The following is a 12,577-nucleotide window of genomic DNA, read 5'->3' on the forward strand; positions in this document are numbered from 1 at the left end:
GCCTCACTCCTTTTCTTTTTCGGAAACGAAAGTAACATCAAATGTGACCTCCACCTGTTCTGTGATGTTGCGGTAAAGAAGTTGAGGTATTGTAACAGAATAATCCTGAAGGCGAACAATGAATTTTGTTCTCAGAATTATTTTCCCGTTGATCACTTCCATGATTCCGGGAATATCCACTGCTTTAGTCACACCATGAATCGTGAGCTTACCAACGGCTCTTACATCCTGCTTACCTGAAATTTCAGTTTTATAATTTCTGATCTCTCCTTTAAAGTCTGATTGTGGAAACTTTTCAGTTTCCAGGTACTTCTCGTTAAAGTGCTTTTGCATAAGCGACTTAGAGAATTTGAATTCTTTAACAGGAATGACAAACTCAATTTCGCCATTGTCAATATTAAAATTACCGTTCGATTTTGTGTTTAGAGCTTTGATGTCCTCAACGGATGCATCGGAGAAGAATGTTACACTGGATTTTTCTGAAACAAATTTCTGTCCGTGAGAAAGGAAGCAACAAAGAATTAGAAGAACAGAGATGGCGGAGGACTTCATGAAATTTAAGGTGCATGAAGTTATTAATTAGAACTGAAACAAAAACCCCTAAAAAGGAAAATCCCCCGAAGTCCTGGACCCCGAGGGAAATTCTTGTCTATAGTTGGCTTTAATCTGTCAGAAATATAGAGCGGCCATGGCTGGACAGAAATTCAAATCCGATTGAAAGGATTTATGGCTGTTGACCTGCTGATTTTGGCGACAAAGTGCCGCCGGAAGAATCTTTGGGATGCGTGGAAACGGTGTCCAAGGAAGCTTTTTTTCTATTCCTGGCTCCTGGAAAGGTCGTCTTGGTGCTGATATCATAAGCGAGCATGATGAGGCCTCCAAAGAACAGGAGCATGATGGCGATGAATATCTTTTGAGAGCGTTTCATTTAAGATAGGATCATTTACAGATAGCAAAATAGGAGACATAAAAAAGGGGCTTAAAGCCCCTTTCATTATTTTACTTTTTTCACCACATCGGCGAAAGCTTCAGGGTGATTCATTGCCAGGTCGGCAAGAACCTTGCGATTCAAATCGATACCAGCTTTCTTGAGTTTGCCCATGAATTCAGAATAAGACATTCCATGTAATCTTACTCCTGCATTGATACGCTGGATCCAAAGACCGCGGAAGTCGCGCTTCTTTGCTTTACGATCACGGTATGCATATACCAGACCTTTTTCGACCGCATTCTTAGCGACGGTCCAAACATTTTTCTTTCTTCCAAAGAAACCTTTGGCAAGTTTCAGCACCCTCTTGCGCTTGGCGCGGGATGCGACATGATTGACTGAACGAGGCATTGTTGTTAATTTTTTGGTTGTTGGCGCTCTGACTTCCGTCAGAATCTTGTTAGGCCATAAACCGGGTTAAACATTTAAACCTCCCGATATTCGGGACGAGTGTGTTACAAAGAATAAGGAAGCATTGCTTTCACATTACGGATGTCACTTTTCTTAACGACCGTGCTGTGGCTCAATCTTCTCTTTTGCTTTGTTCCTTTTTTTGTCAGGATGTGCCTTTTAAAAGCATGCTTGCGCTTGATTTTACCGCTTCCTGTTACTTTGAAGCGCTTCTTGGCTCCTGATTTGGTTTTTAACTTTGGCATTTGTCTATCTATTCAAAACTATTTACTTCTTACTACTTCCACCTGGCTTAGGCGCGATCATCATATACATGCGCTTGCCCTCCAGTTTTGGCATCTGCTCTACCTTCCCCACTTCTTCCAATGACTGAGCAAACTTCAATAACAAAATTTCACCACGTTCCTTATACACAATCGAACGTCCGGCGAAATGAACGTATGATTTTACTTTAGCTCCTTCTTTCAAAAAGTTGACAGCATGCTTCACTTTAAAATTGAAATCATGCTCGTCAGTATTAGGGCCAAATCTAATTTCCTTGACGACAGTCTTCTGTGCGTTAGACTTGATCTCCTTCTGCTTCTTCTTCTGTTCGTACTTAAACTTAGAATAGTCAATCACTTTACATACGGGAGGGTCTGCATTGGGAGAAATCTCCACCAAATCTAAACCCTGATCCTGTGCTAATTTGATTGCAACCTGAATAGGATACACATCAACCTTGATGTTTTCTCCTACAACTCTTACTTGCGGTGAGGTAATTCGCTCATTTACGCGATAAGGTTCTTCTACAACTCTCGGACGGAATCCCCTTGTATAGGGACGCGGACGGTTACTTCCAGGTATAAATGCCACTCTTTGGTTTATTGTTTAACTTCTTAATTAAGCCCGTTTTTCCAAACAGGCCGCAAATATCGCCAAAATTTCAATTTTTCCATGTATCCAATTGCGAAATAATTTAGTCTTTAAGCTTGAACAGGCATCGAAAATTCGGTCGAAAACTGCTTTATAAATTCGCCCAGAGAAACTGATCCCTTATCGCCCTCTCCATGTCTTCTTATTGAAACCATGCCCTCAGATGCCTCTTTTTCACCTACAATAAGCATGTATGGCACTTTCTTAACTTCTGCGTCCCTAATTTTACGACCAATTTTCTCATCCCGGTCATCCAGATACCCACGGATATCCTGATTCTTTAATTCCATGATAACCTTGCTGGCATATTCATTGAATCGCTCAGAAATAGGCAATACAGCGACCTGTTCCGGCGACAGCCAGATTGGGAAATTACCAGCACAATGCTCAATCAGGACTGCTATGAAGCGCTCTATCGAACCAAAAGGCGCCCGGTGAATCATTACTGGTGTATGCTTCTGGTTGTCGGATCCAACATACTCAAGCTCAAAACGCTTAGGAAGCTGATAGTCAACCTGGATAGTGCCAAGCTGCCAGCTTCTGCCCAGCGCATCCTTAACCATAAAATCAAGCTTAGGACCATAGAAAGCAGCCTCTCCTTTGACAGCCACAGTTTTCAAACCTCTTTCGTCAGCGGCTTCCTGGATCTCACGTTCTGCCTTATCCCAAAAAGCATCCTCTCCAATATACTTGCCCTTGTTCTCAGGATCACGGAGCGAAACCTGAGCGGTATAATTTTCAAATCCCAAAGAAGTAAATACATGGAAGACCAGGTCAATCACTTTCACAAACTCTTCTTTCACCTGATCCGGGCGACAGAAAATATGAGCGTCATCCTGAGTAAATCCTCTCACTCTTGTTAACCCATGTAGCTCGCCGCTTTGTTCATAACGGTACACTGTTCCAAACTCAGCAAAGCGTATCGGAAGATCTTTATATGACCTTGGCTTCACTTTATAAATTTCACAATGGTGAGGACAGTTCATTGGCTTCAGTAGAAACTCCTCTCCCTCTTCAGGGGTATGGATCGGCTGAAAGGAATCTTTACCGTATTTCTCATAGTGACCAGAAGTCACATACAATTGCTTACTTCCAATATGTGGGGTTACTACAGGGTCATAACCTGCCTTGATCTGCGCTTTACGCATAAATTGTTCAAGACGTTCACGTAAGACAGTTCCTTTCGGCAACCATAATGGTAAACCCAATCCAACTTTTTCTGAGAAAGCAAACAGCTCAAGTTCTTTACCCAACTTACGATGGTCACGCTTCTTTGCCTCCTCCAGCATGTGAAGATATTCTTCAAGCTCTTTTGCTTTAGGAAAAGTGATTCCATAGATGCGCTTCAGCATCTTGTTCTTTTCATCGCCGCGCCAGTAAGCACCTGCCACACTGAGAAGCTTGATAGCTTTAATGAAACCTGTATTTGGAATATGAGGTCCACGGCATAGATCCGTGAAGTCACCTTGCTTATAGAAGGTGATCGATCCATCCTGAAGATTTTCAATCAATTCAATCTTATACGGATCACCTTTCTTTTTAAAATAATCCAGTGCATCAGCTTTCGAAACATCACTGCGCACAAACACATTGCTCTTGCGCGCCAGTTCCAGCATTTTTGCTTCAACTTTTTTAAGATCATCATCGCCAAAAGGAATGTCGCCAAGATCCACGTCGTAGTAGAAACCATTCTCGATTGGCGGACCAATACCAAACTTTACTCCGGGATACAATGCCTCTAAAGCTTCAGCAAACAAGTGAGCAGACGAATGCCAGAAAGCATACTTGCCACCCTTATCCGTCCACGTGAATATCTTGATAGATGAATCCTTATCAATTGATCGGCTGAGGTCCCATATCTCACCATTGACCTCAATAGCCAAAGCATTTCTGGCGAGACCTTCACTGATGCTTTGGGCAATCGCTAAGCCAGTAACCCCTGAAGGATAATTTCTGGAAGAGCCGTCTGGCAGGGTAATCTTTACTTCACTCATTCACGCGTAAATTTGAGGTTGCAAATATGCAACTTTTCGCGGTTTTGAGGGAATGGAATTGCTTAAGAACTAGAGCTTGAATTGGGCAGTGAAGAGGACACCGAATTTGCGGGCATCAGGATTCTGTATTGGATCCAGGTACGATAGCCGGTGTATGAAGTCAACTCTGAAAAACTTGAATATGTTCTCCACACCATACCCAACTTCAACGTAAGCTTTTCCGGTCTGTAAGGATCTGGTTTCGAGGGCTCTATCTCCTCTTGGAGTAAATACTGCAATTCTGAATTGGTTAGGACGCGATAGTCCGCCATAAATTATGTTTCCTGTCCCTACCAATCTCCATTTCAGTTTATTGAGAAGGGGAATGCGGTTTACCAAAAGTCCTTCAAAGAATTGACGGTAACGAATAGTAACAGATTCGTCACTGACAAACTCCCCAAAGTTCATCAGGTTGTAAGTGAAGGGTGAATAAATCGGAGACTGATTACCAAGATGAACATTCAGCAATGGATAAGGAAGTTTACCCCATATGTATTCATAGGAAGCCGACATCAAACCAACTCCAAGAAAACCCATGCGGATCCTCTTATCAATGGAGAACCTGAATTTGTCATAGTTATAATCGCTGCCCATAATACCCTTTTGACCATGGGTATAGCGTGCCGTCAGTGCCGGCCATTTCTTCAGGCCGAGGCTAAGTCTTTCATTTCCATTCTGCAGGAAAGTTTCATCTCTTGCCCACCTTATTTCAGCACTGACTTCAGCAGTTGTCAGTTCACGGTAGACGGGAGGATCTCCAGATTCAACACGATAGAATCCAAAAGGATAAGTAGGATCAAAATTGTAGACACGGAAGCTTGCTCTGCCAGAAAGCCCTCTTAAAAATTCGCGATAGAAAGAAATATAACCTTCATCGAAATAGTAAGCACGTTTAAATTGTCCCCAGCGTGCCGCAGCGAGGAATAAAGGATTTCCCGCAAGGGCATCTTCATCAACTCCCAGTCGTATAATATCACGTCTTGCCCTGAACGTAAGAGTTGTCCAGTGATTTCTTGACAGAATAAACTGTGCAGAACCACCACCCTTTACCCGTGTATCCTGAAATCCATAAGCTGCATAACCGCTATAGGTAATTTTTTTACTGAAACTTGCATTGGTTTTGAAGCCTCCCTGTACCCGAATACCTTCCACTGTATTGTAAGCTATCGTCCGGACGTATGGACCGATTTCAATCTGTCCGAGATCATAGTACCCATCTACAACTGCCTTAAAAACTTCGGTGTAGGTTTTTACGATAGGAATATTCTTGATCGTATCAATCATCTGATAAACACTTTTCTCTGCCGCACTTAATGGTTCGTGCCTCAGCGAATCCCAATATTGATCGGTTTCCTTTATTTGAGCATCTTCTGCTATACTGATAGGCTTGTCATAGAAGAGTGCCTTGTGAGGTTGATTGACTACGAAGTTCTTATTGCTGGTATAGAATTTTGCAAGTAGTCCCGCAGAGTTCTTTCCCAATTCCCCAATGTCAACAAGCACACGATTCTTCATAGGAAGCCAGTGACCGGTTTGCGTTATCCCTAGCTCCTGCTGTATGCGTATCTTATCAATGAAGTTCACATTGGATTCTTTTCCGATGGATGCATCGATCTGTTTTAATGCAAAATCCTTTTTTGTGATCCACATCGAGCCTGTGAATGCCAGCTCCAGTGGATTCTTAGGATAGAAATCCAGACGATAGCAGAAGTCATCCCCCACCATCAAGCTGTCAATCAGGTCATAATCATAGTAAAGTCTCCATCCATCGGCGATTGGAGAAACAAAGTTTTTATTGATGATCGTAATCCAGTTGAGATAGAAGTTATACTCCTGAAAAGTAGAACCTACCAACTGAGTGACCATCGAACCATCATCAAGGCCCACGCCATTGATCTTTGTTTTCAGAATGGTCTCAGAACGGATGGCAGGATTGCTGCGGTAATAGAATTTAGAAACGCTTTCAGTAATGAATAAAGGAAGGATCGGCTTACCGTCTTCTCCCACTACCCGGTCTACACTGTCGAGAACCTGGGCAATCCGCTTCATCACCTTCTTGTTCCGGAGCTTGTCAGATATTTTATCAATGTCTACTTCTGTTTTCGTGTAGACATCATATTCGTAGGCGTCAAGGTTTCTCTTGTCGTTCTTGTTCTTGTTATCTACTACCCCGCGTAGGATGGGCCATGCGGGATTTTCACCGGCTTTTACTACTACTTCCTGAAGGTGAGTAACCTCTTCCTCGAGCTGAATGTTGACGACCTGAGTCTTGCTTCTCTTTATTGCACGGACTTTAGTTTTGTATCCGATGTAGCTGATCGTAATGGAATCTGATGGCTTTATGCTACGGATTGAATAATTTCCGTCAAAATCGGTGGTGGCTCCGGAACCAGTTCCCTTAAAGACAACGTTAACAAAAGGGATTGGATCACCTGAACCAGCATCTGTAACTTTGCCGGACACAACTGTCTCCTGAGCAAAACAGAATAAGGGAAATAGTAAGAACCCTATAAGAAACCTGAAGAAATTAGTAAATAGCGCCAACTAAAATACTTTAAGACTACCAAACATTAGAAAGAGCGAAAATAACAATTAAATGGAATTACGAACGTGTCAACGGTAAAAAATCAATTTAAAAGGATGCTAACGAAGCCTTTGGTTATTTGTTTACCAATTTTTACAATTCTCTTCTCTCAAAGCCTCACCGCGCAGAATAAAAACAGAGAAATTGGAACATTTCCTACATCGATAGATACGACCAAAACGGATGAAGTGGTTTACAAGAACAAGCTTCTTGTTTTTCCACTCGTGGCTTTGTCAACAGAAACAAATTGGGTGTTTGGGGTTGCAAATGCATATATATTCAAGACTTCCAAGAAGGATCCAACGCTTCGTACATCAACGATGCCTTCGGGTTTTTTATATACACTCAACAAGCAGATCCTCATTGCAATCGGTGCCAATATCTTTCTGCCCAAAGAGAAGTACATCATACGCTTCGAAAATTCATTCAGTAAGTTTCCTGACAAATTCTGGGGCATTGGAAACAACACTCCAGAGAGCGCTAAAGAAAGCTACACCTTTACACAGTTCTACATCAATCCGCAGCTCAATCGCAAAGTCACAAGAAATTTCTTTCTGGGAGTCGGAATGGATTACCAGGATGTTTTTGATATTCAATATGATTCGCTGGGAAATTTTGCAAGGCAGGAAGTAGTAGGTATATACAAGCGGGAGAATTATCATGTACTGGGTTATGCATTTTTACTAACACATGACTCACGTAATCATACCTACACTCCAAACAAGGGTTCTCTTCTCAGAATCAAACTCTCTAATTTTAACCAACATGTAGGAAGCGATTATAATTTCCAGGGGATTGACATTGACTTTAGAAAATTTATTGACTTGAAGAGAAAGAGAGTTCTTGCAGTTCAGGGATTTGGGGTCTTTACTTTTGGAGATGTCCCATACAGGAATCTTGCAGTCCTGGGTGGTAATTCTATTATGCGGGGATACTATGGTGGAAGGTATCGCGATAAGAAATTCGTAGGTACTCAGGTTGAATATAGATTCCCTGTATATAAAAGATTCTCTGCCGTTACCTTTGGAAGCATGGGACAAGTGGCCAGCGAGATACCTGAGATTAACTTCTCTCAATTTAAATACGCTGTGGGCGCAGGCATAAGATTCTCAGTGTTGCCAAGGGAAAACCTTAACCTGAGGTTTGACCTTGCTCATGGAGACAACTCACTCAATTACTATATCGTGTTGGCTGAGTCCTTCTGAGATGAGTTGATGAGCTTACTAAGTCAGGATCAATCCTCAATTTTTGCTTTGTCCTGAAACACTTGTTTTGGAGAAGTTCCACTCTGCTCTCCTACCCATTTGATTGCTTCATCAAGTTCGTCATGAGGAAAGCCCCGGAATTCGCCCGGAACAATCTTGCTAAACACTTCAGTGAATGTCTTGATCTTTTCAGAATCAGTAACAATTGCAGCACGATTCCAATTAGTGAGGTTATTCAATCCCAGCATCGCATCCTTAAGCCAGGCTCCTAAAGTAAAATTTGAAAGTTTGGTATCCAGTTCCAAAAGATAGTTGAGCTTTCCGGTTCGTTGAACTAATTCCGCAACTGCAGGAAGGACAATTTTATCAAAATCCTCTTTTGTGATCTCCCCTGAGGCTTTGAAGCCAACCATGGTATTGGGTGTGTCTTTGAGTTCTTCTATCATAAGGTTTTATGATGAAGATTAATAAAAGCGTGCCATTGTAAACCCAACGATTAAAGCTGGAATTGTGCTGTAAAAAAAATTCCAAAATTTCTGGCGCCAGGGTTATCCAGATATGAAAGACGATGAATGAAATCAATCCGAAGGAACTTGAAGATATTCTCAATTCCATATCCCAATTCTGTATAAGGTTCTCCAGTAAAATAACCTGCCATTAATGTTGATTGACCATCACGGGTAGTGGACGCAATAAGCCGGCGATTTGAATCACGCATCCCCCCTACGATCACATTGGCTGTACCGAGAAGTCTCCATTTTAGCTTGTTCATCAAAGGAATGTGATTAAAGAAGAATCCTTCAAAGTATTGCCTGTATTGAATGGATGCATAATGATCACTGATAAATTCCCCATAGTTCATCAGGTTATAAGTAACTGCAGCGTAAACGGGTGTCTGATTTCCCAGGTGAAGTGCAAGCAATGGATATGGCAGTGTATTGAAAACATACTCTCCTGTTGCAGTCACTTTACCATATCCCAGAGGTCCAAGTTTTATACGTTTTGTAAGGTTAAGCCTGATCTTGTCATACTCAAAGTCGCTTCCAAACATTCCTTTGATTCCATGAGTGTACCGGAATGTAATAATTGGCCATCGGATCGCTCCCATGCTGATCCTGTTGTTTCCATTCTGAATAAAAAATTCATCCCTGGCAAAACGGGTTTCAAAAGATATCTCAGATGTATTGAAACGATCAGCGATTGATGTGGAGTCCTCCGGTTGCTGATAGTATCCAAAATTATAAGTTGGATTAAAGGTCCAGTTGCGAAATGACACTCGTTGAGTAAATCCTTTAAACAACTCGCGTGAAAAGCTGACGCGTGTTTCATCAAAGTAATAACCTCTTCGGAATACACCCCATCGCGATGCGGCCAGAAATATTGGATTATCAGCAAGATTTTCATCATCGATACCAATCCTGGCAATATCACTCCTCATGCGAACTGAAAAGGTTGTCCATCGCCGTCGCGATAATATGTTAGTGACCGATGCTGAATACTTGACACGACTATCCTGAAAACCATATCCGATTTGTCCTGCGAGTATCCAGTGCCTGCTGAATTTTGCATTTGTTCTGAATCCACCCTGTACACGAAATCCTTCAACATTGTTGGAAGCAATCAATCCGATGTAGGGACCGATGTCTACTTTGCCAAGATCATAATACCCATCAATTAGTATTTTGACGATGTCAGTATAAGTCTTGATAGCTGGGATATTCTTGAGTGTATCGATCATCTTGTAGACATTCTTCTCCGTTTCACTCAATGCCTCATGACGCAGTGTGTCCCAGTATTTTTCATCTTCAAATTGCCTGGCGTCTTCTGCTACTTCGATCGGGAGGGCATAAAAAGAATTGGGCTGAGGTTTATCGATAACAAAATTCTTATTGCTGGTATAAAATTTAGCAAGCACCCCAGCAGCCCTTTTGCTCATCTGACCCATATTGATAAGCACGCGGTTTTTAATGGGAAGCCATGGCCCTGCGGTTGTTATTTCAAGCTCCTGCTGAATTTTGATCTTCTCCACAAAATTGAGATTGGCTTGTTTACCAACCGTAGCATCGATCTGACGAATGGCAAACTCCTTTTTTGTGATCCAGATCGTTCCTGAAAAGGCAAGATCCTGCTCACTTTTCGGTGTGAAGTCAAGCCTGTAACAAAAATCATTTCCGAGATAAAGACTATCCGTAAGATAATAATCATAATAAATTCGCCATCCATCCGCAACGGGTGATACAAAATCCTTGGATAGAATGTTGAGCCAATTCTGATAAAAATTATATTCCTGAAAGGAAGACCCGATCAGTTGAGTGACCAATCCTCCGTCTTCAATTCCAACACCGTTGATCTTGGTTTTAAGGATGTGCTCTGTTTTCAGAACAGGATTATCACGATAATAGAGTTTTGATACACTTTCTGTGATGAACAATGGAAGAATTGGCTTTCCATCTTCACCTGCAACACGCTCGGCACTATCCAGCACTTGTGCAATTTTCTTCATGACAACATTTTCGCGAAGCTGATCGGAAATGTTATCGACATCGACTTCTATTTTGGTGTACGTATCATATTCATAAGCTGAGAGCTTCCGTTTATCGTTGTCGTTTTTATTGTTAACAACATTGCGAAGAATTTCAAAAGCTGGATTTTCACCTGCATGAACTACCACTGTTTCAAGATTGGTAACATCTTCCTCCAGCTGAAAATTTATCGTCTGACGAACACCTTTTTTTACAACTTTAATTTTGGATTTATAACTGATGTAAGAAGCCCTCAGCGAATCCGTCGGATTGTTTGTCTTTAATAAATAGTTGCCATCAAAATCTGTGGTAACACCAATAGAAGTTCCTTTGAATACAACATTGGCAAAAGGAACAGCATCACCGGAATTAGCATCTGTTACCTTTCCCTGAATGATCGTTTCCTGAGCCACCAGAGAGCCTGACAGAAAAAGTAAAAGCAGTAAGAATGAGGTTTTACCCGTAAACAATCCTCTCACAAAAAGTTAAAGTCCAAAGTTAAGGATAAGGATTGGTAAGAGTTAATCAGATAGCAATGGGCTCTTTTTCACCCAAATGCCTTGGTGCTGTCTTCAGCACATATAAATCCAGAATGGCTTTTGCTCTTGCAAAATACTCCCGGACATAGACCTTAACTGTTGGCTCCTGCTGACGCTCTCTTACCACGAGCGCAACTGCATCAATATCAAAATATTCGCTGATGAAGATGGCACGATATGAATGAAACGGTTGGGTGATAATTGTAATATGATCCTGCCCAAAAATTTCTTTACTGCGGATCACAGAATCCAGCGTACGGAGTCCGGCATAGTCGAGGGTAATGGCGGATTCAGGAACACCAAGCTTCATCAGGGCTCGCTGCATCTCAATGGGTTCATTATAGAATACTGTTCTGTTATCTCCACTTACAATGATGTGACTGATCTTCCCAATCTTATACAGATCGGCGGCAGTCTTCATTCTATTGTCAAAGAAAGGATTGGGAGAACCATTTGATAACCTGCTGCTGGTTCCCAAAACGAGTCCTACCTTGTTCACAGGTACTGCACTATAGCTTGAAAAGATTTTACTTTCAGTGCTGACGATTACCCACCAGTTTCCAAGGAGTAACAACATTGAAACGAAGATCAATGAGTAGAATCCGACCCGACATACCTTACCCCAAAATGGCATTCGAAATGATTAAAGCACTGTAAAATTACTGAATTGATTTTAAAAACTCACGTTCCAGTAATTCAGATCTATTTACCGCTTTCTTATACCATTGCAATCGTAACAAAGCTTTTTCCTCTTCTTTCATTTGCCAGGGATATGAAGATGCCCTCAAACGGGTGAGAACAGAATTCATACAAATAGCAGCGCTTACAGAAATGTTCATGCTTTCTGTAAAGCCAACCATTGGAATATTTACTTTGACATCCGCATTTTCAATTGCAAAGGGTGAGGTACCATCCTTTTCATTACCCATGACAATCGCTATGGGAGTATCAAGGTCGAGTTCTTCAATAGGAACGCCATCCGGTGAAGGATCAGTAACTGCGATCCGATATCCCTGCGTGCGTAGAGTCTGAAAGCAATCATCAGCGTTGTTCCAGTTCTTTTTTCGGTAACGAAGAATGCTTAACCATTTATCAGATCCTTTCAATACCTGTTTGTTTGTGCTCCATTGACTGGATGATTCGATCATATGAATATCCTGAACACCGAGGCATTCACAGGTTCGCATTACAGCACTTGCATTGTGAGACTGATATATATCTTCCATTACGATGGTAACATATCGTGTGCGATGTTCCAGCACCCGTTCCATGAAATTCTTCTTATGATCAGAAATAAACTGACTGAAGTGAGTGGTCAATGATTGAATCTTATCTGCCTCTTCCATGGGGACAAAGCTAAAATCATAATCGGGAAAGGTA

12 protein-coding genes are annotated in these 12,577 nt (G+C 41.7%); 1 reads left to right on the top strand and 11 read right to left on the bottom strand.

Going from position 1 to position 12,577, the window contains the following annotated elements; all coding sequences use genetic code 11:
- Positions 1–3: 3 nt before the first annotated feature.
- From HOP08_00300 to HOP08_00330, 7 genes are all read right to left on the bottom strand, one after another.
- The gene (locus HOP08_00300) at positions 4–552 is read right to left on the bottom strand and encodes a YceI family protein (GenBank protein NOT73334.1); all 549 of its coding nucleotides are present in this window, start codon (positions 550–552) and stop codon (positions 4–6) included.
- Between the two features lie 172 nt (positions 553–724).
- Positions 725–928 (bottom strand): hypothetical protein, encoded by a 204-nt coding sequence (locus tag HOP08_00305; protein NOT73335.1) that lies wholly within the window; start codon positions 926–928, stop codon positions 725–727.
- A gap of 66 nt (positions 929–994) precedes the next feature.
- Entirely contained in the window at positions 995–1,339 is a 345-nt protein-coding gene (gene rplT, locus HOP08_00310) for a 50S ribosomal protein L20 (protein NOT73336.1), read from the bottom strand.
- Between the two features lie 104 nt (positions 1,340–1,443).
- The gene (gene rpmI / locus HOP08_00315) at positions 1,444–1,644 is read right to left on the bottom strand and encodes a 50S ribosomal protein L35 (protein NOT73337.1); all 201 of its coding nucleotides are present in this window, start codon (positions 1,642–1,644) and stop codon (positions 1,444–1,446) included.
- A gap of 22 nt (positions 1,645–1,666) precedes the next feature.
- A complete protein-coding gene (locus HOP08_00320; protein ID NOT73338.1) occupies positions 1,667–2,245 on the bottom strand; it encodes a translation initiation factor IF-3 in 579 nt (192 codons plus the stop codon).
- 119 nt (positions 2,246–2,364) lie between these two features.
- Entirely contained in the window at positions 2,365–4,308 is a 1,944-nt protein-coding gene (thrS, locus tag HOP08_00325; protein NOT73339.1) for a threonine--tRNA ligase, read from the bottom strand.
- Positions 4,309–4,377: 69 nt separating this feature from the next.
- Entirely contained in the window at positions 4,378–6,891 is a 2,514-nt protein-coding gene (locus HOP08_00330) for a carboxypeptidase-like regulatory domain-containing protein (GenBank protein NOT73340.1), read from the bottom strand.
- Between the two features lie 96 nt (positions 6,892–6,987).
- Here HOP08_00330 and HOP08_00335 point away from each other — a divergent pair, with 96 nt between their 5' ends.
- Positions 6,988–8,136, top strand: coding sequence for a BamA/TamA family outer membrane protein (locus tag HOP08_00335; protein NOT73341.1), 1,149 nt, complete (start codon positions 6,988–6,990; stop codon positions 8,134–8,136).
- A 29-nt stretch (positions 8,137–8,165) separates the two neighbouring features.
- Here the strand turns inward: HOP08_00335 and HOP08_00340 are convergent, their stop codons facing one another.
- The 4 genes from HOP08_00340 to HOP08_00355 are packed head-to-tail and all read right to left on the bottom strand — an operon-like array spanning position 8,166 to position 12,543.
- On the bottom strand, positions 8,166–8,582 hold the full coding sequence (locus tag HOP08_00340) for an STAS/SEC14 domain-containing protein (GenBank protein NOT73342.1): 417 nt from the start codon (positions 8,580–8,582) through the stop codon (positions 8,166–8,168).
- 50 nt (positions 8,583–8,632) lie between these two features.
- A complete protein-coding gene (locus HOP08_00345) occupies positions 8,633–11,137 on the bottom strand; it encodes a carboxypeptidase-like regulatory domain-containing protein (protein ID NOT73343.1) in 2,505 nt (834 codons plus the stop codon).
- A gap of 46 nt (positions 11,138–11,183) precedes the next feature.
- Complete coding sequence (locus HOP08_00350) at positions 11,184–11,831, bottom strand: DUF218 domain-containing protein (GenBank protein ID NOT73344.1); 648 nt, start codon at positions 11,829–11,831, stop codon at positions 11,184–11,186.
- Positions 11,832–11,856: 25 nt separating this feature from the next.
- Entirely contained in the window at positions 11,857–12,543 is a 687-nt protein-coding gene (locus HOP08_00355; protein ID NOT73345.1) for an RNA methyltransferase, read from the bottom strand.
- Positions 12,544–12,577: the final 34 nt, after the last annotated feature.

The sequence above is a fragment of the Cyclobacteriaceae bacterium genome, assembly GCA_013141055.1.
Taxonomy (GTDB): Bacteria; Bacteroidota; Bacteroidia; order Cytophagales; family Cyclobacteriaceae; genus ELB16-189.